This is a genomic window from Streptomyces sp. NPDC059740, from assembly GCF_042733155.1.
In the GTDB taxonomy this organism is placed as follows: domain Bacteria; phylum Actinomycetota; class Actinomycetes; order Streptomycetales; family Streptomycetaceae; genus Streptomyces.
Window position 1 is genome coordinate 113,082 of the sequence record NZ_JBHWGP010000015.1, and the last position, 21,481, is coordinate 134,562.

Below are 21,481 nucleotides of genomic sequence, written 5' to 3' on the forward strand. Positions count from 1 at the left end.
AAGGAGAGAATCCCCCATGACCACCCCCAAGTCCCGACGCCTGGAGCGGATCGCGCCGCTGCTGACCGGCAAGGTCCTGCCGACCGACCGCACCGTGGACGCCCTCCAGGAAGTCCTCGAACCCGGCGACCGGGTGGCGTTGGAGGGCAACAACCAGAAGCAGGCCGACTTCCTCTCCCGCTCCCTCGCCCGGGTCGACCCCGGCCGCGTCCACTCCCTCCACATGGTGATGTCCTGTCTGACCCGCCCCGAACACCTGGACCTCTTCGAGGACGGCATCGCCGAGCGCGCCGACTTCGCCTACTCCGGCCCGCAGTCGCTGCGCGTCGCCCAGATGATGTCCGAGGGCACGCTCAAGGTCGGCGCCATCCACACCTACCTCGAGCTGTACGCCCGCATGTACCTCGACCTCTTCCCGCAGGTCTCCCTGGTCGCCGCCGAGAAGGGCGACCGGGAGGGCAACCTGTACACCGGGCCCAACACCGAGGACACCCCGGTGACCTGCGAGACCGCTGCCTTCCGGGGCGGGCTCGTGGTGGCCCAGGTCAACGAGCTGGTCGAGAGCGGCGAACTGCCGCGCGTGGACATCCCCGGCGACTGGGTCGACGTCGTGGTGCCCGCCGACCGCCCCTACCAGCTCGAGGCGCTCTTCACCCGCGACCCCCGCAAGATCACCGACGTGCAGATCCTCATGGCGATGCTCGCCATCCGCGGTGTCTACGAACGCCACGAGGTCGTCTCCGTCAACCACGGCATCGGCTTCAACACTGCCGCCGTCGAACTGCTGCTGCCGACCTACGCCGAGTCGCTGGGGCTGAAGGGCCGGATCTGCCGCGACTTCGCCCTCAACCCCCACCCCACCCTGATCCCCGCCATCGAGAGCGGCTGGGTCCGCTCGATCATGCCGTTCGGCGGCGAGGTGGGGATGGCCGACTACTGCGCGGCCCACCCGGAGATCTTCCCCGTCGGCCCGGACGGCACCATGCGCTCCAACCGCATGGCCGCGCAGACCGCCGGCCTCTACGCCAACGACATGTTCATCGGCTCGACCCTGCAGATCGACGCCGACGGCAACTCCTCCACCGTCACCTCCGGGCGGATCTCCGGCTTCGGCGGCGCCCCCAACCTCGGCTACAGCCCGCACGGCCGCCGCCACTCCTCACCGGCCTGGCTGAACCTCGCCGGGTCCGAGGGGGGCCGCGGCCGGAAGCTCGTCGTCCAGATGGTGGAGACCTTCGGTGAACGGGGGCTGCCGCACTTCGTGGAGTCGCTGGACGCCGTCCGGGTGGGACGCGAGGCCGGACTGCCCGTCACGCCCGTCATGATCTACGGCGACGACGTGACCCACCTCGTCACCGAGAACGGCGTCGCCTACCTCTACAAGTGCCGTGACCTGGCCGAACGCCGCCAGGCCGTCGCCTGGGCGGCCGGCGCCACCGAACTCGGCCGGGCCCGCGACCGGAAGCACGACGCCGCACTGCACCGCGCCGGGATCATCGCCTCCCCCGAGGACCTGGGTGTGCGCCGCACCGACGCCCGCCGCTCCCTGCTCGCCGCGCGCTCGGTCGAGGACCTCGTCGAGTGGTCCGGCGGCCTCTACCAACCGCCGTCGAAGTTCCGGAGCTGGTGAGCCCCGTGACCCTCGCACCCCCCACCGGGCGGCCCCGGCCCGGTACACCACCGCAGGCGGCCCCGTCCGCCGAGGCCCTCGCCGACGCCGCCCACGCCGCCCTGGTGGCAGAGGCCGAACTCACCCCGAAGCCGGGCCTGGTGGACGCCCGGGGCGGTGGCGCCCACCACGACATGGACCTGGCGCTGCTCCGCGCCTCGGCCGGCACCCTCCGCGACGGGTTCGCCGAGATGGCCCGGGCCGCGCACCGCCACGGCCACGCCTCGCAGGCGCTGCGGGAGGAACTGGCCGCGCTGGGACGCGCCGCGGAGGCCCGCATGATGGTCACCACCGGCGGGGTCAACACCCACCGCGGCGCGATCTGGGCGCTGGGCCTGCTCGTCGCCGGCGCCGCCCTCCCCCCGGGCCGCCCCTCCGCTCGCGAGGTCGCCGCCCGGGCCGCCGCGATCGCCCGCCACCCGGACACCGCCTGCCCGGCGGACGCAGCCCGCACCCACGGCGCTGCCGTGCACGCCGACTACGGTGTGCACGGCGCCCGCGGCCAGGCCCGCGCGGCGTTCCCCCACGTCACCGACGTCGCCCTGCCGGCGCTGCGGGCCGCGCGCAGCGCCGGCGCCACCACCGCCACGGCCCGCCTGGACGCCCTGCTCGCCCTGATGGCCCGCCTCGACGACACCTGCGTGCTGCACCGCGGCGGCCCGGCGGGACTGGCCACGGTCCAGCAGGGCGCACGCCGCGTGCTGGCGGCCGGGGGCGCCGCCACCCCGTCCGGCCGGACCGCCCTGGCCGCGCTCGACGAGCAGTTGCGCACCGAGCGCCTCTCTCCCGGCGGCTGCGCCGACCTGCTCGCGGCCACGCTCCTCCTGGACGGGCTCGACGGGGCCGGCCGGCACTCCGGTCGCCAGGGCCGTGCGGTACTCGGCGGCCTCGGGAGCCACGACGAGCACCACGGCCCCGTCCGCCCCGCCGCACGCGGTGGTCCCGCCGCCCTCACCCACCACCCCGCTCCCCCACCACCTCACGAGGAGTCCTGACCCGATGGAGAAACTCACCTACGACTTCGCCTCCCCCGCCCCCGCCGCCCGGCGGGCACGGGTGGGTGTGGTGGCCTCCGGCGACCTGGAGATCCTGGCCGTGCCCCGCACCGACGGACGGGCCACGGTGACCGTCACCACCAGCGTCGACGGATTCGGCCCGATCTGGCAGCAGGTCCTGGACGCCTTCTTCGCCCGGACACCGCTCGCCGCCGACCTGACCGTCAACGATGCCGGAGCCACCCCCGGAACCGTCGCGCTGCGCCTGGCCCAGCTCAAGGAGATCGCCGCATGAGCCCCGCCCTCACCGACCGCGACCCGGTCACCGAACTCACCGCACGCGAACGCGCCCGTGCCCTCCTCGACAAGGGGACGTTCCGCGAACTGATCGACCCCTTCGAGCAGTTGGCCTCACCCCACCTCCTGGCGCAGGGCATCACCCCGCAGTCCGACGACGGCGTGGTCGTCGCCCGCGGCACCCTGGACGGTGAGCGGGCCGTGGTCCTGGCCGTCGACGGCGACTTCCAGGGCGGCGGCATCGGCGAGGTGTCCGGAGCGAAGATCGCCGGGGCGCTCGAACTGGCCCTGCGCGACGCCGGGTCGGGCCGCCCGGTGCGTCCCGTGCTGCTGCTGGAGACCGGTGGCATCCGCCTCCAGGAAGCCAATCTCGGGCTGCTGGCGATCGCCGAGATCCATGCCGCCATCGCCGCGCTGCGCCGGCACGTCCCCGTCGTCGGCGTGATCACCGGCATGATCGGCGCCTACGGCGGCATGGGCATCGCCGCGGGGCTCTGCAGCGACCTGGTGATGACGGCCGCCGGCCGGCTGGCGCTCAACGGACCCGAGGTCATCGAGAACGAGGCCGGTGTGGCCGAGCTCGACTCCCGCGACCGCGGCATGATCTGGGCCTACTCCGGCGGCAGCCAGCGCACCGCCGTAGGCCTCGCCGACGTCCTCGTGCCGGACGACACCACCGCGGTCCGCGACGCGGTCCGTGCCGTCTTCGCCCGCGGCCCCCGCCCCGACGCCGAGTGCCGCAGCGCCCGCGTCGAGGAGTTCACCCGTCGCCTGGCCGGGGCCGACCCGGCCCTTGCCCTGGACCCGCAGTGGCTCCGCGCCGCCTGGGGCACCGCCGACGGCCGCGGCGAGAAGCAGCACGACACCGAGGAGCAGCAGGCATGACCGCCCCCGAAACCCCCCGTACCGCCACCCGCGGTGAGCGGTGGTTCACCGCCCTCACCGGCGCCGCCGCCCCCACAACCGGTTCCCTCCTCGTCGCCGACACCACCCTCGCCGGCCGTCCGGCACGCGTGCTGGCCACCCGGCCCGACCCGCGGGCCCGCCGCCCCCGGGCCCGTGGCGGTGAGATCGGCCTGGACGAGGGCTGGGGGCTGGCCGCCGCCGTGCGCGAGGCGGTCACCGCCGACGCCGGCAGCGGCACCCCGCGCACCCTGGTCGCCGTGGTGGACGCCCCCTCGCAGGCGTACGGCTACCAGGAGGAGCTGCTCGGCATCCACCAGGCCCTCGCCGCCGCCGTCGACGCGTACTCCGCCGCCCGGCTCGCCGGTCACCCGGTGGTCGCTCTCCTCGTCGGCAAGGCGATCTCCGGCGCTTTCCTCGCCCACGGCCTGCAGGCCCACCGCATCCTGGCGCTGGCCGACGACGCCGTGCAGGTGCAGGCGATGTCGAAGGAGTCCGCGGCCCGGGTCACCCAGCGCACCGTCGCCGAGCTGGAGGAGGCGGCCCGCCGGGTCCCGGCCACCGCCTACGACGGCGCCACCTTCGCCACCCTCGGCGCGGTGCACGAACTCCTCACCGTCGCGCGCCCCGACACACCCGCCCCGGAGGACGTCGCGAGGTTCACCGAGGCGCTGGCCCGTACCGTCGCGGACATCCTCACCGGTCCTGGGGACCTGTCCGTCCGGCTGGCCTCCGAGGGCGCCCGCGAGCGCCGCGGGCCCTCGCTGGAGGTCCGCCGCCGGCTGGCCGCCCAGTGGGAGGACTGACCCCGGACGCCGCAGGCACCGAGAGCCGCCCGGAGCGGGCACCAGTGGAGAGGGGAGAACCGATGCGCGTACACGACCTGCTGCGGATCACCGACCCGTCGCGCAACCTGACGGCCTGCGAGGGCCCGGAGGCCACCGGAGGCCCGTTGCCGGACTGGGCGGGACGGGCCCTGCGCCGTACCCCGTGGGTGGTGGTGCGCCGGGCGGCTCCGGCACCGGACGGCCGGGTGGCGGTGGGGGTCCGGGGTGCCACCCGGGCCGAGCGGCTGGCGGCCTGGGTCGACCCCGCCGCCGTGGAGCAGCGCCTCGCCCCGGAGGACCTGCCGTCCCGTGTGGACCGGCTCGGGGCGCACCGGAGCACCGCCCTGCCCGCGCTGCGGGCCCTGCCCGCCGCCGCCGCGCTGCTCGCCCCCTTCGGCCTGCCGTGGGGGCCGGGCGGCAGCGTCGGGTTCGAGCTGGCCAGCGGCGCACCGACGACCACACCCGGCAGCGACCTCGACCTCGTCCTGCGGGCTGAGCACCCCCTGGCGCCCGGGACGGCCCGGCGTCTCGTCCGCCTCCTCCACGGCCTCCCGGTGCGGGCCGACGCCCTGCTGGAGACGGGACACGGGGCGGTCGCGCTCGGCGAGTACGCGCGCGGCGAGGGCCCGGTGCTCCTGCGCACCCCGGCCGGCCCCGTGCTGACCAGGTGCCCTTGGAACCCGAGCCTCCCCTCCCCCGCCTGAAGGAGATCATGGACAGCGCACTGCTCTTCCCCGGTCAGGGTGCACAGGTCGCCGGCATGCTCCACCGGCTGCCGCCCGGGCCCGCCACCGACCGCACCCTGGCCGAGGCCGCCGAACTGCTCGGCCGCCGGGTGGGTCCCGGCGACGACGGGAGTGACGCACTGGACGGCCCGACGGCGATGGCCTCGGACACCACCGCCGTCCAACTCGCCCTCCTCGTCGCCGGAACCGCGACCTTCCGCACCCTGGAGGAGCGGGGCGCGGCCTGGGAGCAGGTCGCCGGCCACTCCGTCGGTGCGTTCACCGCAGCGGTGGCGGCGGGAGTGCTGTCCTTCCCCGACGCGCTTGGTCTGGTGCGGTTGCGGGGCGAGTCGATGGCCGAGCTCTTCCCGCCGGACCGCGGCCACGGCATGGTCGCCCTGACCGGGCTGCCCGAGAGCCGCGTGGCCCGGCTCGCCGAGGCGTCCGGGCCCGAGGGGTGCCGCGCCTACCCGTCCAACGTCAACGCCCCCGACCAGGTGACCGTGTCCGGGCCGCGGGAGGCGCTGCGGCGCGTGGTGGCGGCGGCGCGTGCGGCGGGCGCGCGGAAGGCGGTGGCCCTCGCCGTCCCGGTGCCGGCCCACTGCCCCCTCATGGCTCCGGTGCGCGACCGGCTCGCCGCGGAACTGCGAGCCTTGGCGGACGCCGGGCGTCTCAGCCGCCCGCGCCACGGCTACGCCGCCGATTTGACCGGCCGGGTCCTGCGCACCGCCCGGCAGGTGGCCGAGGACCTCGCCGAGAGCACCGCGCGACCGGTGCGCTGGCACGACGCCACCACAGCCCTGTACGAGCGCGGCGTGCGGCTGTTCGTCGAGGCACCACCGGGCACCACCCTCACCCGTCTCGCCGCCGGCGCGTTCCCCGACGTGCGCTCCCTGGCCGTGGCGGAGGGCGGGGTGGACTCGGCGGTGGTACTGCTCGGCGGTGGGCGGGGCTGACCGGCCGCCGGGGCGACGGGCAGGCGGCGGCCGGGCCGGGTCACCCCGAGGACGTCACCCGGGCGACGCCGCTCTGAACCTGCTGCGGTACTCCGTCGGCGTCGTGTTCAGCCGGCGCCGGAAGGCCCGCACCAGGGTGTCGGTCGAGCCGAACCCGCAGCCCGAGGCGATGCGTTCGAGGGTGGCGTCCGAGCTCTCCAGCTGGTGGCGGGCCTTCTCCACGCGCACCGACTCGACGTAGGTGTGCGGGGTCATGCCCAGTTCGGCCTGGAACAGCCGGGTGAGGTGCCGGTCGCTGACGTGGGCGTGTGCGGCGAGGTCCGCGACCGTCAGCGGCCGGTCGAGGTGGCGCAGGATGTGGTGGCGCAGTTCCTCGATGCGCCGGGTGGTGGAGACCTGTTCCAGCGGGACGCTGAACTGGCTCTGGCCGCTGGGGCGTTTGACGTACATCACCAGCTGCCGGGCCACCCGCAGCGCGAGGGCCTCGCCCAGGTCGTCGGCGACCAGTGCCAGCGTCAGGTCGAGGCAGGCACTGATGCCGGCTCCGGTCCACACCGTGCCGTCGCGGATGAAGATCGGGTCGGGGTCGACGCGGACGGCGGGGTGCTCCGCTGCCAGCTGCGGCGCGGTGGACCAGTGGGTGGTGGCGCGGCGGCCGTCGAGAAGTCCGGCGGCGGCCAGGAGGTGGGCTCCGACGCAGACGGAGGCGGTCCTGCGGGCCCGGCCGGCGAGGACGCGCACCCGGTCGACCAGCACCGGGTCGACCAGGGCGTGCACCCGGCGCTCACCGTCGACCTCGACCGCGCCGGGTACGAGGAGGGTGTCGATGGCTTCGGCCGCGGCCTGCCGGAAGGTGATGTCCGGCAGGACGCGGACTCCGGCGCCGGTCGTGACGGGGTCCGTGGTCTCGGCGGCGAGGACGACGTCGTAGCCCGCCGCCTCGCCGCTCTCCCGCCGGGCCAGCGAGAAGACCTCCGGCGGTCCGGTCACGTCGAGCAGGTCGACGCCCTCGAAGAGCACGATGACGACGCGTCTCCTGCCGATGTCCACCACGGTCCCCCTCGGCCGGTCCTCGTCACGACGCCCCGTCCGGTGGCACAACTGCTGCCGGCACGATCCCCGTTGGCGTCGTGTCTGTTTCTGCATGTTAGCCGTCATTGCCGACATCACGGGGGCCTCATAGCGTGAGACCCGCAGCCCACCACCTCACCGGGGCTGCCCTCCCCGAACTCTCACGAAGGCGGTATCCCCATGTCCGGAACGACGTTGCGCGAGCTCAACGGCTTCGACCAGAGCCCTGCCCGGCTCGCCGGGTCGACGCTGATCCTGGTCGACTTCCAGAACACCTACACCCGCGGTGTGCTGGAGCTCGAAGGCTGGGAGGCCTCTCTCGACGCCGCCGCGCGCCTGCTGGCCCGGGCCCGTGCGGAGGGTACGAGGGTCGTGCACGTCGTCCACGACGGCGGCGAGGGCACCCCGTACGACATCCGGGCCGAGATCGGGCAGATCCACCCCCGCCTCACCCCGGTCGACGGTGAGCCGGTCGTCGTCAAGCAGGCCCCGGACGCCTTCCACGGGACCGACCTGGCCACGCACGTTCCCGAGGGGCAGGACGTCGTCATCGCCGGCTGGATGACGCACATGTGCGTGGCGTTCACCGCACAGGGCGCCTTCCTGCGCGGCAACCGTCCCACGGTCGTCGCCGAGGCCACCGCCACCCGCTCGCTGCCGGTGGCCGGTACCGACCTCGCAGCCGCCCAGGTGCACCAGGGTGCCCTCGCCACCGTCGCCGACCTGTACGGGGTCGTGGTGGCGACGGTGGGGGAACTCCTGTGACGCCCGTTGCCGGGAGGGCGGAGGGCGCGGAAGCACTCGGGCGGGAGAGCCCCCGGTGGGCCGCGGGGCCCCTCGGGCGGGGCCGGCAGACCGAGCCGGCCCGCCGGCCCCTGCCGTCTCCTTCCCGCCGGCGGCGGCCGGGAAGGAGACGGCAGCGGTCTACAGCCGCGGGTCCACCGGTTCCGATTCCAGGGCCAGGACGGCGAACACCGCCTCGTGCACCCGCCACAGCGGTTCGCCCGCCGTGAGCCGGTCCAGGGCCTCCTGCCCCAGCGCGTACTCGCGGACGGCCAGGGACCGCTTGTGGTGGAGGAGGCGTCGGCGCAGTCGTGCGAGGTTCTCCGGGCGGGTGTACTCCGGGCCGTAGATGATCCGCAGGTACTCCCGTCCCCGGCACTTGATACCGGGCTGCACCAGCCGTCCCCGCCCGTCGCGCACCACCGCCCCGACCGGCTTGACGACCATGCCCTCGCCGCCGCGGCCGGTCATCTCCAGCCACCACTCGATTCCGGCCTGCACCGACTCCGGGTCCCCGGTGTCGACGAGGAGTCGTCGGGTGGTCTGCATCAGACCGCTCGCGTCGTGCTCCACCAGCCGGTCGATCAGGGCGAGCTGCTCGTCGTGGGGCAGCGTGGCGAGGCTGCGTCCCTGCACGGCCAGGAGCTGGAACGGTGCGAGCCGCACCCCTTCCAGGCCGTCCGTGGTCCAGCAGTAGCGCCGGTAGGCCGAGGTGAACGCCTCGGCGTCCGCGGCACGCCCGCGCTGCCGGGCCGGCAGGTCGCCGAGGTCGACCCCGCGCGCCGCTGCCGCCTCCAGCGCGGCCAGCACCCCGGGGAAGACGGCGCCGGAGGCGGCGCCGACCGCCGCGTACTGCCGGCGCAGCAACCCGGAGGCCTTGAACGACCAGGGCATCAGCTCCGCGTCGAGCAGCAGCCAGTCGACCGCACCACCGGCACTGCCGGGAGGGGCGAGTTCCTGCCACAGCCCCGCTTCGGTGACGGCGGTTCGCAGCCGCCCGAGGACCTCCTCGGTGGCGGCGGGGTCGTCGAAGAAGGGCCGGCCCGTGCGGGTGTACAGCGCGCCCGTGGGTCCCTCCGCCCCGAAGTGCTCCGCCGCCGCTGCGGCGTCGCGGCACACCAGTGCCACCGCCCGGGACCCCATGTGCTTCTCCTGGCACACGACGCGGGCCACCCCGTCCTCGCGGTACTGGGCGAACGCCTCGGCGGGGTGCTCCAGGTAGCCGTCGCGGTGGGAGGTCGCGGTCGGCGCCATGGTCGGCGGCAGGTAGGGGAGCAGCCTCGGGTCCACGGCGAAGCGGCTCATGACCTCCAGGGCCGCCGCCGCGTTCTCCTCGCGGACGGACACCCGTCCGGCGTACCGGGTCTCGACGACCCGTCGGCCGTGTACGTCCGCCAGGTCCAGCGGCCGGCCCTCGTGTCCGCCGGGCGCTTCGGTCGCGAGCGGCCTGGTCGGCTCGTACCAGACCTGCTCGGCCGGTACGTCGACGAGTTCGCGCTCCGGCCAGCGCAGTGCGGTGAGCCTGCCGCCGAAGACGACACCGGTGTCCAGGCAGATGGTGTTGTTCAGCCAGGTGGCCCTGGGGACCGGGGTGTGGCCGTAGACCACGGCCGCCCGGCCGCGGTAGTCCTCCGCCCACGGGTAGCGCACCGGCAGCCCGAACTCGTCGGTCTCACCGGTGGTGTCGCCGTACAGCGCGTGCGAGCGCACCCGGCCCGAGGTGCGGCCGTGGTACTTCTCGGGCAGCCCGGCGTGGCAGACCACGAGCCGGCCGCCGTCCAGGACGTAGTGGCTGACGAGGCCCTCGACGAACTCCCTGACCCGGGCCCGGAAGGCGTCGTCCTCCTCGGCCAGCTGCGCCACGGTCTCGGCGAGTCCGTGGGTGTGCTGGACCCGGCGCCCGGCCAGGTGGCGGCCGAGCTTGTTCTCGTGGTTGCCGGGGACGCACAGCGCGTCGCCTGCCGCGACCATGGACATCACGCGCCGCAGCACGCCGGGGGTGTCCGGTCCGCGGTCGACCAGGTCGCCGACGAAGACGGCCGTGCGGCCCTCGGGGTGCGATCCGTCGACGTAGCCGAGCCTGGCGAGCAGCGTCTCCAGTTCGGTGGCGCAGCCGTGGACGTCACCGATGATGTCGAACGGTCCGCTGAGGTGGGTCAGGTCGTTGAAGCGCTTCTCGGTCCGGACGACGGCGGCTTCGACCTCGGCCACGCCCCGCAGGACGTGCACCTTGCGGAACCCCTCGCGCTCCAGGTGCCGCAGGGAGCGGCGCAGTTCGCGGGTGTGCCGCTGGATGACGCGGCGCGGCATGGCGGCTCGGTCGGCGCGTGCGGCGTTGCGTGCGGCGCACACCTCCTCGGGGACGTCCAGCACGATGGCTATGGGCAGCACGTCGTGCTTCCGGGCGAGTTCGACGAGCGGTCGGCGGCTGTCCTGCTGCACGCTCGTGGCGTCCACGACGGTCCGGCGTCCGGCGGCGAGCCGCGTGCCCGCGATGTGGTGGAGGACGTCGAAGGCGTCCTTGCTGGCGCTCTGGTCGTTCTCGTCGTCGGCGACCAGAGCCCGGCAGAAGTCGCTGGAGAGGACTTCGGTCGGTGTGAAGTGGCGCCGGGCGAAGGTGGACTTGCCCGAGCCGGAGGCGCCGACCAGCACCACGAGGGAGAGGTCGGTGACGGGCAGGACGCGCCCCTGGGTGACGGTGGTGTCGCTCATGCGGCCTTCTCCTCCTTCGTGGACGGTGTGGTCAGCGTGAACACGGCCATCTGGGTCGGCGGCCCCACCTCGGGGTCGTCGGGGCCGACGGGTGTGAACTCCACGGCGTAGCCGTGCCGCCCGGCCACCCGGTCGGCCCATTCCCGGAACTCCTGCCGGGTCCATTCGAAGCGGTGGTCGCCGTGCCGGACGTGGCCGGCGGGGAGCGTCTCCCAGCGGACGTTGTACTCCACGTTCGGCGTCGTCACGATCACCGTCCGCGGGCGGGCCGAGCCGAAGACGGCGTACTCCAGCGCCGGCAGCCGCGGCAGGTCGAGGTGTTCGACGACCTCGCTCAGCACGGCGGCGTCGTATCCCCTGAGGCGTCTGTCGGTGTAGGCGAGTGATCCCTGCAGGAGCGTGACCCGCCCTGCCTGGCGCTCCCCCATCCGGTCCAGCTTCAGCCGCCGGGCGGCGACGGTGAGTGCCCGCACCGACACGTCGAGACCCACGATCTCCTCGAACCGGACGTCCCTGAGCAGCGCCTGCACCAACTGGCCCTGTCCGCAGCCGAGGTCGAGGACGCGCGAGGCACCACAGGCGTGCAGCGCCGCGAGGATCGCCTCCCGCCGACGGACGGCGAGCGACACCGGCTTCTCGTGGGTGCCGGTCTCCCCGGTGCCGGCCTCCTCGGCCGTCGCGTTCCGCCGGGCCGCGTTCACCGTGGTCGCGATCTCCGGGGCCGCGCCGTCCGTGGCCGGCTCCCGGGTGCTCCTCTGCTCGGGATCCGGCTCCTCGGTCACCGCGTTGTCGATCCGCTCGACCTCGGTGTCGTCGGACTCCGCGAGCCGCACCATCTCCAGCCGCTCGCGGGCGGCTCGGGTCAGCGACCAGCGCCGGGCGAGGTAGCGGCTGGTGATCAGCTGCTGCTCGGGGTGCCCGGGCAGCCAGCCCTCGCCCGCGCGCAGCAGCTTGTCGACCTCGTCGGCCGTCACCCAGTAGTGCTTGGCGTCGTCGAGGACGGGGAGCAGCACGTAGAGGTGGCGCAGCGCCTCGGCCAGGGTCAGTTCCTCCGAGTCCAGCACCAGGCGTACGTAACGGGAGTCGCCCCACTCGGGGAACTGCTCGTCCAGCGGGACGACGTCGAGGGCCACCTGCCACCCGAGCGGCTCGAAGAGCGCGCGGACGAGCGCGGCGCCGCCTCGTGCGGGCAGTGCGGGCACCTCGATGCGCAGCGGCAGGCAGCGGACCGGCAGGTCCGGCCTGGCGGTGCACCGGCCCTTCATCGCGCTGGAGAACACCCCGCCCAGCGCCACGCCGAGCAGCGAGGACGCCGCGTAGGGGCGGTCGTTGACGTACTGGGCGAGCGCCGCGTCCGGTGCGCCACCATGCCCCTTCCCCTTGCCGCGGCGGACCAGTGCCACCGCATCGACCTCCAGCAGCAACGCGGCCGTGCACCGCTCGGCGGTCGCCTCGGGGTAGAAGACATGTGCCGTGCCGTAGGAGGTCGAGAACGCCTGGGCCCGCCCGGGGTGCTTGTGCAGCAGGAAGCCGAGGTCGGTGGCGTCACGTTCCGGGGTGCCGGTGGTGGTGATCGTCAAGAACACGTGGGTCTACCTTGAATAGGTCCTCTGAGCTGCGGAAACGCGCGCCTGTTCAACGTACAGCGCGAGCGTTGGGGGCGCGCGGGGATTTTTCGTACCGGTGACCGCCCGTCACCTGACGTCCGCTCAGCGATGCCGCGGAGTTCCTGACACATGCCCACACACACTTCACGCTTCGGTTTGATTTCCCTCACGGCCGGAGCCGCCCGCGTGGCATCGGCTGACAGATAATCGACGGCATTGCACTGCTGTGACTGCTGGTGCACTCCACCGCGGTTCGGGCGATTCCACGCCCCCGGTGGTAGAGAAAGGAATCTTTCTTGCACAGAAGAAGCAAACGCCGCCTCATCTCCGCGGTGGTCGCCGGTGGCGTGATCATGGGTGGGGGCCTGGCGCTCGTCCCGGCCGTCTCCCAGGCCCACGACGCCGACGGCCCGGGGGCGGGAACCGGCGCCGAACAGGCCGACTTCACCGCCGCTGCCGCGGAGTTCCACGTGCCCGAGTCCGTGCTGCTCGCCGTGGCCTACCAGGAGTCCGCGTGGGCCACGCACCCCGGTCAGTACAACACCGGTGGCGGCTACGGACCCATGAACCTCACCGACGTGACGCAGAAGATGGTCTCGGCGGGCGGGGCGGGTGCGGCGGGCCGCGCGGACCTGAGCGCCCTCGTCTCCGACCCCTCGCTCCACACCCTCACGAAGGCCGCGGAGGTCTCCGGAGTCTCCGCCGACCGGCTGCGCGAGAACTCCCGCGACAACATCCGGGGCGGCGCCGCACTGCTCGCGTCCTACCAGAAGACGCTGACCGGCTCCACGTCCACCGACCCGGCGGACTGGTACGGCGCGGTCGCCCGCTACAGCGGCTCCCCCGACCGGAAGGCCGCCAAGACCTTCGCCGACCGCGTGTTCGCCCGTGTGCAGTCCGGTGCGCGGCAGACGACCACCGAGGGTCAACGGGTGGCGCTGACCGCCCGGCCCTCCCTGCACCCGGCGACCGGCCAACTGGGCCGGCTGCGCCTGAAGGCCGTCGCCGACCCCCGGGTCGAGTGCCCGTCCGACCTGGACTGCACCTTCCTGCCGGCGGCCACCACCAGCTACCAGGTGGCGAACCGCCCCGCCGACGGCATGGACGTCCGGTACATCGTCATCCACGACACCGAGTCCTCGTACCAGTCGGCCATCAACACCTTCCAGAAGGCCGGCAGCGCCGACGCGGCCAACTACGTCATGCGGTCCTCGGACGGCGCGGTGACGCAGATGGTGCCGGACAAGAACGTCACCTTCCACGCCGGCAACTACTGGTTCAACATGCACTCGCTCGGTATCGAGCACGAGGGTTTCGCCGCCCACGGCGCCACCTGGTACACGCAGACCCAGTACGAGAACACGGCCACGCTGGTGAAGTACCTGGCCGCCCGGTACGGCGTCCCGCTCGACCGGCAGCACATCATCGGCCACGACAACGTGCCCGGCCCTGCGTCGAGTTACGTCGCGGGCATGCACTGGGACCCGGGTCCCTACTGGGACTGGGCCTCCTTCATGCGGCTGCTCGGCGCCCCGACGGACGGCGGTGAGCGCGGTGTGGGGCCGGTGGGCTCCGCGGTGACGATCACCCCGGGCTTCGCCACCAACCTCCAGACGGCGAAGGTCTGTCCGGCGGACGACCCGAGCGGTGAGGTCACGGCGTGCACGGAGCAGAAGAAGCCCTCGGACTTCCTGTACGTGCGCACCGCCCCCAGTGCGACGGCGCCGCTCTTCGCCGACCCGGCGATCCACCCGAAGGACCCGGCGGGCAGCGACGCGATCAGCGACTGGGGCAGCACCGTCTCCGACGGCCAGCAGTTCGTGGTCGCCGACCGGAGCGGTGACTGGACGGCCGTCTGGTTCAGCGGGAAGAAGGTGTGGTTCCACAACCCCGGTGGGCAGAACACCACTCCGGCCCGGAACGTGCAGATCGTCAGCGCGACCGGGACCTCCGCCGTGCCCGTCTACGGTCAGGGCTACCCCCAGCCCTCGGAGTACCCCTCGGGCCTGAACCCCTCGTCCCAGGCCCCGCTGAGCGCCTACTCGGTGCCCGCGGGCCAGGCCTACGTCGCCACGCAGCCGGCCGTCGGCTCGGACGACTACTTCGCGACCCAGGCGACCCTGGTCAAGGGTGCCGGGCGGTTCTACACCGTCCAGTACGACCACCGCGTGGCCCTGGTCGACGCCGCGGACGTCGCGGCGGAGCCGGCGCCCGCGGTCCGCACGCACCACCGCGGTCACTGACCGGTCCGCCGGCCGGGGCGAGCAGGGGACTGTTCGCCCCGGCCGGCAACGCCGTCACCGGTCACCGGCGTTGACCGGCCGCCTCCGCCGCGACCGGGGGTGAGAGACTGCGGCTGTGCGGTCCTGAGGACGAAGGGGTGGCCTGCGTCCGGGACACACCAGTGGCACCAGTGAACGGAGCGCGTCATGGCCGACCGCGGAACCCCCGCCGAGGAGATCGACACCAGCAGGCCGCATCCGGCCCGCATGTACGACTACTTCCTGGGCGGCAAGGACAACTACGAGGTCGACCGGAGCGCGGCGCACCGCATCATGGAGACCGCTCCCGAGGTCCTGGTGAGCGTCCGGGAGAACCGCAGCTTCATGAACCGGGCGGTCCGCTTCCTGGTGCACAACGGCATCCGGCAGATCCTCGACATCGGCACCGGGCTGCCCACCTCGCCCAACGTCCACGAGATCGCCCATTCCATAGCCCCCGACGTCCGGGTCGCCTACGTCGACAACGACCCCATCGTGAACGTGCACGCCAACGCGCTGATGGCGGGCAAGGGCGTCGGCCACACCAGCATCGTCATGGCCGACCTGCACGACCCGCAGGCCGTCCTGGACCACCCCGGCGTCCGCAAGGTGATCGACTTCGACCAGCCGGTGGGCCTGTCGCTCGTCGCCATCGTGCACTTCATCGCCGACGCGCAGGACCCCTGGGGTGTCGTGGCCACCCTGCGCGACGCGCTGCCGGCCGGCAGCTACCTCGTGCTCTCGCACACCGCCAACGACATCCACCCCGACCGCACCGAGGCCGAGGCGGTGTACAACAGCTCGACCGCCGCCCTGAAACTGCGGACGCACGCCGAGATCCTGCGGTTCTTCGACGGCTTCGAGCTCGTGGAGCCCGGTCTGGTGCAGGTCCCCTTCTGGCGCCCGGACGGCGAGCCGGCCCACGACGCCCGCGCCGTCGGTTACTACGGCGGGGTCGGCCGTCTCTGAGCGGCCGTGCCGCCGCGGGCCTGTCCGGCCACGCCCCGCGGTCTGCCGCCCGGCCGGCCCCTCACGGCGTGCGAAACCCCCGGAACACCACCTGCCTGCGGGTGGTGAACCCGAGCCGTTCGTACAGCGCTCGGGCACCGGTGTTCGCCTCGGCGACGTGCAGGAAGGGGCGTTCCCCGCGGCCCACGATCCGTGTGAGGAGCGCGCCGACCAGCCGGGCGGCGTGGCCCCGGCCACGCGCCTCGGGGTCCGTGCAGACGGCGCTGACCTCCGTCCAGCCCGGCGGCCGCAACCGCTCCCCCACCATCGCCACCAGCGTGCCGTGCTCGCGGATGCCGAGGTAGGTGCCCAGTTCGTGGGTCCGCGGCCGGAAGGGGCCCGGCTGGGTCCGGGCGACGAGGTCGAGCATCTCGGGCACGCTGTCCGCGCCCAGGTCCACCACCTCGGTCCCGTTCCGCGCCTCGGCGCGTCCGAGGTGGCCGGCCCCACCGGACCACACCATCTGACGGCCTTCGAGGGAGAAGACCGGCTCCCAGTCCGGCGGCGGAGTGGCCGGAGAGCTGAACATGTCGGCGAGGGCGCCGGAACCGAGCAGCCCGGCCAGGTCGGCCCAGTCCCCCGCCCGCGGTGCGGCGGAGACCGTGGAGAAGGTCGCGACCTCCGGCAGGTAGGTGGCGGCCCGGCCGCGCCGGCGGGCGAGAGGTGCGTGCCGGCCGCCGAGCGACTGCCCCACCGGGTCGTCGAGCACCAGGCCGCCGGGGACCGCCGTCATGTCCTGCCTCCCTCGCATCGCCGCACGCCGCACGGGACGGCAGCCGCCGCGGACCTCCTGCCGCCGGGGCACCGGCGACCCCGCGGGCACCGGACTCCGAGGCCCTCCGGACACTCCGGAGACCGTTCGCGGTGGCGATCATAAGCACGCACCCGCCCCCGGGGGGCACGGAGGCTCACGCGGCTGTGGCGCCGGGGAGGGCGGGCGCCGGCCCGTCCGGGTCAGGCTGCCCGGCGGACCCTCGGGTCGGACCCCACCAGGATGGCGTTGTGGACCTCCTGGAGGGAGCGGCAGGGCTCCAGGCCCATCTCCTCACGCAGCCGCTCGCGGGCGAGCCGGTACACCTGCAGGGCCTCCGCCTGCCGGTCGCATCGGTAGAGGGTGATCATCAGCAGCCTGTCGAAGGACTCGCGCAGCGGGTACTCGGCCACCAGGGAACGCAGTTGCCCGACCACCTGCCGGTGCCGCCCCAGGGCCAGCGCGGTCTCCATCGACAACTCCAGGCACTCCAGGCGCGCTTCGTCCAGCCAGGTGGCGTAGACGTGGATCATGGGGCTGTCGGTCAGGTCGCTGAGCGCCGGGCCCCGCCACAGTGCGAGCGCCGCCTCGAAGCACACCGCGGCCGCCTCGTAGCGCTTGCCGGCGAAGTGGGCCCGCCCCTCCTCCGTCAGCGCCAGGAAGTCCCCCGCGTCCACCTCGCCCGGCTGGGTACGGAGCAGGTAGCTGCGGGGCCTGGTCACGATGGGACTCTCGCCCGTGGCCGAGGGGCCGAGGATCTTGCGGAGCTGCGAGACGTACACGTGCAGGGCCGCGTTGGCCCGCTTGGGTGCCGCCCCCAGCCACAACTCCGCCACCAGCTCGTCGGTCGACACCACCTGCCCCGCCCGTACCAGGAGCACGGCCAGCAGCGTCTCCGCCTTGCGGGCCGCGATGAACGACGCCTTCCCGTGACCGGTGACGCGCAGAGGACCCAGGACTTCGTACCGCAATGTCTCTCCCCATGAACCCCGACTACGTGCCCTACACCAGGATCCTGGCAGGTGGAGGGGGCCCGACCGCACCCTTACCCGCACCCCTATGCCCCTTAGAAACACGGCTCCCACACCAAGGAAACGGCAAGCGCGGGCCAAGAGAACCGCCATCGGCAGCCAAGCCTCGGACAACCTCGCGCAGGCCGGAAGGCACCGGAGGGGCCGGGGACCGCTCGCCACCGGCCGCAGGCCACCGACCGAACCCCTACTGCCTCCGTGCACGTGGCCTTCCACCGGGCGCACGCGTCGCGCGGTCCGTTTCCGGTACGGGTGCGGGGCGGGGACGACGGGTGCGTGCGGGCGCCGGGAGGCGGGCGTACGAGGGCGGTGGCCGGCCGCTCCTCCCCGGCAGACCGTCGCCGGGGTACGCCGCGCGAAGGGAACGGGGGCCGGGCGCGGTCCGCCGCCCCCGGTCGGGGCGGCACCGGCGTGGAGCGGAACGACGCCAGGGGGCCGGAGCGCAAAGACGCCGGGGCCCGGACCGCGACGGCGGTCCGGGCCCCTCACGGCGTGGTCGGCAGGGGGGTTCTCAGGCCCGTTCGGGGAGGGCGAGAGCCAGTTCCTGCCGCCGGGAGACGCCGAGCTTACGGTAAGCCCTGGTCAGGTGCTGCTCCACGGTGCTGACGGTGATGAACAGGCTGCGCGAGATCTCCCGGTTGGTCAGCCCCCGGGCGGCGAGGACGGCCACCCGGTGTTCGGAGGTGCTCAGGCCGCCGGGCGCCAGGCCCGTACGCGCCTCGGCCGGCCGCCTTTCCCCGGCCCTGCCGTCCGGCACCGCTCGGGTCGGCGACACGTCACCGCACTCCCTGGCCAGCTCACTCGCCGTGCGCCGCATGGCAGTGGCCCGCGGGCGCATCCCGAGGTGCCCGAAGGCGGTCGCCAGGCAGTCGTAGGCCAGTCCCAGTTCGCGCCGGTCACCGGAGAGGTGGAGTTGCTCGATGGCCGCGGTCAGGAGCCGCGGGCGTTGCGCGGCCTTGGCCAACTCGGCCTGCAACCGCAGGGCGATGCCCCGGGTCCGCACGGAGCATGAGGGGTCGGCCATCTGCTCCTCGAGCAACGCCTCGGCCGGTTCCCGTTCGCCCAGCAGCAGATGGGCCTGAACGGCGTCCAGGCGCCAGGGCAGCAGGCCCGGCCGGTCGATGCCCCAGGCCCCTGCCAGCAGCCCCAGCGTGCGGAAGTCGTCGAGCGCCTCGTGGTGGCTGCCCGTGGCGAGGTAGTGGCGGCCTCTGGCCCGCAGCAGGCCCAGTCCGTACAGGGTGTCGAAGAGCCCGTCCGGGTAGGGCTGGTCCAGGAGTTGCGCCGCCTCCGAGTGCCGGCCCATCGCGGTGCGCGCGAGGATCCGCACCGCTCGGGCCCCGGTCGCGAACACCCCGCCGGACGGCAGGATTTCGGCGACCTCTCCGGCCAGCCGTTCGGCGAGCGGCAGTCGGCCGCGGAGCAGGGCGAGCTCTGCCCGGAGCGTGAGCAGCACCGCACGCCAGCCGGGCGCGTCCCGGTCCCCGGCCTGGTCCAGCAGCCGGTTGCACCACTCCTCGGCCTCGTCGACCGGTCCGGCCAGCGCCAGCACCTTCACGGTGTTGATGAGGGGGGCGAGCAGGCCGTCGGTGAGCGGGGTCGATTCCAGCAGCCGCCGGGCCGCGTCCCCCTGCTGCCGGTCCGGTGAGGCCCACACGGGGGTGGTGACCAGCAGGCCGGGTTCGACGAGCGGCTGCGGGCGAGCGGCGTCGGTTCCGCCCGGCGTGCGGCAGGTGCGGGTGTGCGCGGCCCACAGGACGGCGGCGTGGCTGCGCACGCCGATGGCGGGCCGGCGGTGCTCCTCGTGCACGCCGCCGATCTCCAGCGCGTCGTCGACCCGGCCGCCCAGCAGGATGGGGCCGAGCAGGGCCTCCCGGTCGGCCGGAGGCAGCAGTCCGGCTCGGACCGCGTCGACGGCCACCGTCAGGTCCTTCTCGGCGACGGTGGGGCTGCAGCGCCAGGTGATCAGAGCGAGCCGGGCACGTATCCGGGCTAGGGACGCGGCGTCCTCGGCGGTGTCCAGGGCGAATCTCAACAGGCCGTCGGCCTGCCAGACGTCGTCGTCCTCGAGTGCCTGGCGGGCGGCGGCCTCCAGGACCGCCAGCTGCCAGTCCTGACCGGCGGTTCCGGACGCCACGAGGTGACGGGCCACGACCGGCGCCTCGGCGTTCCGGCCGTGCAGGAGCCCGGCCGCCCTGCGGTGCAGGTCCTGGCGCCGGCCTCGCGGCGCCGTGTCCAGTACCGCGGCCGCGGCGACCGGGTGCAGGAAACGGCCGTCCTCGATGATGCCGGTCGCTTCCAGGGCGTGCAGGGCCTGGGTGGCGGTCGTCGTCGCGACGTTCAGGACGGTGGCCACGTCCTGGGGGGAGCCGTGTCCGAGTACGGCGACGGCGGTGGCCGCCGCGCGTTCGAGGTGACTGCTGCGCTCCAGGCAGGACAGCAGTGCCTGGGAGAAGGGGCCGCCGAGTCTCAGTTGGTCGGCTGCGTCCGGCCGGGGGCTGCCCGGGACTGCTCCGGCATCCGGTTCCGCCTGCTTCTGCTCCTCGGCCACGGCTCGGACGAGGAGCGGGTTGCCGCCGCTCGGCGCGTGGATGTCGGGTGCCTGGGCGGCGAGCGGGGGCAGGTTCCCCCCGTGGCGCAGCGCCCGGTACACCTCGCTCACGCCCCAGGGGCGCAGTCGCAGGCGCTGTAACCAGGGTATGTGCAGCAGCCTGCCACCGAGCCCGTCGGTGGCACGGGTCCCCATCAGCGAACTGGTGAGGACGTAGACGATGGGCAGGTAGCGGGTGTGGTGCACGGTCGAGACCAGGACGTCGAGCGAGGCCTCGTCCAACTCGTCCACGTCGTCGACGGCCAGCAGGAGCGGCCTCTGCTCCGTGACCTGCCGCAGGACCGGGACCACGGTGGGGACCGGGTCCCCCTGCTCCGTGCCGGTCTCCCATCGGCGCATGTCCCTGGTGAGCCGGTGCTGCGCCTGCTCGGGCAGTCCGGGTGTGCCGGCCAGCTGCCGCACGAGGTCGAGACGTGTCTCGGTACCGTGGCGCCGCCCGTTCAGACAGACGGAGGTGAACTCGTAGGAACGGGCTTTCTCCCACACGGCGTCCAGGAACGTACTTTTCCCGCAGCCCGCTCCGCCCTCGACGAGAAAGAGGCTTCTGGTTCCCGTGCGGCATTCCTGGAGGGCCGATTCAATATGGCCGAATTCTGCTTCTCTGCCGATAAGGTTGACGATCACAACAACACCCCGTTGACCGACCTGAGTACATCCGAGCGGTTCACGCTTCCGGCAACGCGGAAGCCGACATCGCGGGCAGCCCGATGACGACGCTGTCAGCCTGAGGGCCCGTGCGACGGGACGAAGAACACCGGAACGCCGTGGAACGGCAGCTCCCGGCGAGGACGCTGCGGTCGAAGATCACGCAGTAGTCGATGGCACCTGCATCACGAGTCACACCCCCCACATGAGCCCGCTTCACCACACCGGCACCGTAACAGGGTTCGGAGGGGGTGTCACGCCTTTGCAATCCCGCTCAGAGCAAAGCCGGCGAACCCCATGGCTCTTTCGATACTCGAGAAGCCCTTTACTGAAGCGGGCTCCCATGCCGGATTCCCAAATTCCGCTTCGCATCCGAAAATTGAGCACCTCACGGCACCGTTGCGCGGCACCCGGAACCGTTTCCCACCGGCCGGCAGCTGTCCGGTTCTCGTCGGTCCGCCCGGGGGGCCGCCGCCGGCACCGGGACCGCGGCGCGCGGACCCGTGGCGCCGGCGGTCCGGGGCGCGGGCCCGCACCTCCGGTCGCCGGCGGATCAGGACTGGGCCACGGCTGCGGGCGGTCTTCAGCCGTGGCCGGCGGTGTGCGCGCCGGCACGCCCGCCGCCGGGGACG

General features: G+C 73.7%; 16 protein-coding genes. 10 read left to right on the forward strand and 6 right to left on the reverse strand.

Going from position 1 to position 21,481, the window contains the following annotated elements:
- The first annotated feature begins 16 nt into the window (after positions 1–16).
- The 7 genes from mdcA (at position 17) to ACFV3R_RS19580 (ending at position 6,372) form a co-directional block, all read left to right on the forward strand.
- Positions 17–1,630 (forward strand): malonate decarboxylase subunit alpha, encoded by a 1,614-nt coding sequence (gene mdcA / locus ACFV3R_RS19550; RefSeq protein ID WP_385584158.1) that lies wholly within the window; start codon positions 17–19, stop codon positions 1,628–1,630.
- Positions 1,631–1,635: 5 nt separating this feature from the next.
- Positions 1,636–2,664: a triphosphoribosyl-dephospho-CoA synthase gene (locus ACFV3R_RS19555; protein WP_385584161.1), complete on the forward strand. Its 1,029-nt coding sequence runs from the start codon at positions 1,636–1,638 to the stop codon at positions 2,662–2,664.
- 4 nt (positions 2,665–2,668) lie between these two features.
- The gene (gene mdcC / locus ACFV3R_RS19560; protein ID WP_385584164.1) at positions 2,669–2,959 is read left to right on the forward strand and encodes a malonate decarboxylase acyl carrier protein; all 291 of its coding nucleotides are present in this window, start codon (positions 2,669–2,671) and stop codon (positions 2,957–2,959) included.
- On the forward strand, positions 2,956–3,846 hold the full coding sequence (locus ACFV3R_RS19565) for a biotin-independent malonate decarboxylase subunit beta (RefSeq protein ID WP_385584167.1): 891 nt from the start codon (positions 2,956–2,958) through the stop codon (positions 3,844–3,846). The genes mdcC and ACFV3R_RS19565 overlap by 4 nt, the downstream gene beginning before the upstream one ends.
- Complete coding sequence (gene mdcE, locus ACFV3R_RS19570) at positions 3,843–4,670, forward strand: biotin-independent malonate decarboxylase subunit gamma (RefSeq protein ID WP_385584169.1); 828 nt, start codon at positions 3,843–3,845, stop codon at positions 4,668–4,670. The genes ACFV3R_RS19565 and mdcE overlap by 4 nt, the downstream gene beginning before the upstream one ends.
- 62 nt (positions 4,671–4,732) lie before the next feature.
- Entirely contained in the window at positions 4,733–5,395 is a 663-nt protein-coding gene (locus tag ACFV3R_RS19575) for a malonate decarboxylase holo-ACP synthase (RefSeq protein WP_385584172.1), read from the forward strand.
- Between the two features lie 8 nt (positions 5,396–5,403).
- A complete protein-coding gene (locus tag ACFV3R_RS19580; RefSeq protein WP_385584176.1) occupies positions 5,404–6,372 on the forward strand; it encodes an ACP S-malonyltransferase in 969 nt (322 codons plus the stop codon).
- A 54-nt stretch (positions 6,373–6,426) separates the two neighbouring features.
- On the opposite strand, the gene ACFV3R_RS19585 is transcribed toward ACFV3R_RS19580, so the two are convergent.
- Positions 6,427–7,422 carry a GlxA family transcriptional regulator gene (locus ACFV3R_RS19585; protein ID WP_385584179.1) on the reverse strand — a complete coding sequence of 332 codons (996 nt, stop codon included), beginning with the start codon at positions 7,420–7,422 and terminating at the stop codon, positions 6,427–6,429.
- 201 nt (positions 7,423–7,623) lie between these two features.
- Here ACFV3R_RS19585 and ACFV3R_RS19590 point away from each other — a divergent pair, with 201 nt between their 5' ends.
- A complete protein-coding gene (locus ACFV3R_RS19590) occupies positions 7,624–8,208 on the forward strand; it encodes an isochorismatase family protein (protein ID WP_385584181.1) in 585 nt (194 codons plus the stop codon).
- A 159-nt stretch (positions 8,209–8,367) separates the two neighbouring features.
- On the opposite strand, the gene ACFV3R_RS19595 is transcribed toward ACFV3R_RS19590, so the two are convergent.
- Both ACFV3R_RS19595 and ACFV3R_RS19600 read right to left on the reverse strand, forming a co-directional pair.
- On the reverse strand, positions 8,368–10,938 hold the full coding sequence (locus ACFV3R_RS19595) for a polynucleotide kinase-phosphatase (protein ID WP_385584184.1): 2,571 nt from the start codon (positions 10,936–10,938) through the stop codon (positions 8,368–8,370).
- Positions 10,935–12,524, reverse strand: a complete 1,590-nt coding sequence (locus ACFV3R_RS19600; protein WP_385584187.1) for a 3' terminal RNA ribose 2'-O-methyltransferase Hen1 — start codon at positions 12,522–12,524, stop codon at positions 10,935–10,937. The genes ACFV3R_RS19595 and ACFV3R_RS19600 overlap by 4 nt, the downstream gene beginning before the upstream one ends.
- 317 nt (positions 12,525–12,841) lie before the next feature.
- Here ACFV3R_RS19600 and ACFV3R_RS19605 point away from each other — a divergent pair, with 317 nt between their 5' ends.
- Complete coding sequence (locus ACFV3R_RS19605; protein WP_385584190.1) at positions 12,842–14,788, forward strand: N-acetylmuramoyl-L-alanine amidase; 1,947 nt, start codon at positions 12,842–12,844, stop codon at positions 14,786–14,788.
- A gap of 186 nt (positions 14,789–14,974) precedes the next feature.
- Entirely contained in the window at positions 14,975–15,775 is an 801-nt protein-coding gene (locus ACFV3R_RS19610) for an SAM-dependent methyltransferase (protein ID WP_385584194.1), read from the forward strand.
- A 61-nt stretch (positions 15,776–15,836) separates the two neighbouring features.
- Here the strand turns inward: ACFV3R_RS19610 and ACFV3R_RS19615 are convergent, their stop codons facing one another.
- The 3 genes from ACFV3R_RS19615 to ACFV3R_RS19625 all read right to left on the reverse strand — a co-directional run bounded on the left by ACFV3R_RS19615 (position 15,837) and on the right by ACFV3R_RS19625 (position 20,828).
- Positions 15,837–16,547: a GNAT family N-acetyltransferase gene (locus tag ACFV3R_RS19615; RefSeq protein ID WP_385584197.1), complete on the reverse strand. Its 711-nt coding sequence runs from the start codon at positions 16,545–16,547 to the stop codon at positions 15,837–15,839.
- Between the two features lie 221 nt (positions 16,548–16,768).
- Positions 16,769–17,536, reverse strand: a complete 768-nt coding sequence (locus ACFV3R_RS19620) for a BTAD domain-containing putative transcriptional regulator (protein WP_385584200.1) — start codon at positions 17,534–17,536, stop codon at positions 16,769–16,771.
- 571 nt (positions 17,537–18,107) lie between these two features.
- Positions 18,108–20,828: an AAA family ATPase gene (locus ACFV3R_RS19625; protein WP_385584203.1), complete on the reverse strand. Its 2,721-nt coding sequence runs from the start codon at positions 20,826–20,828 to the stop codon at positions 18,108–18,110.
- Positions 20,829–21,481 lie beyond the last annotated feature (653 nt).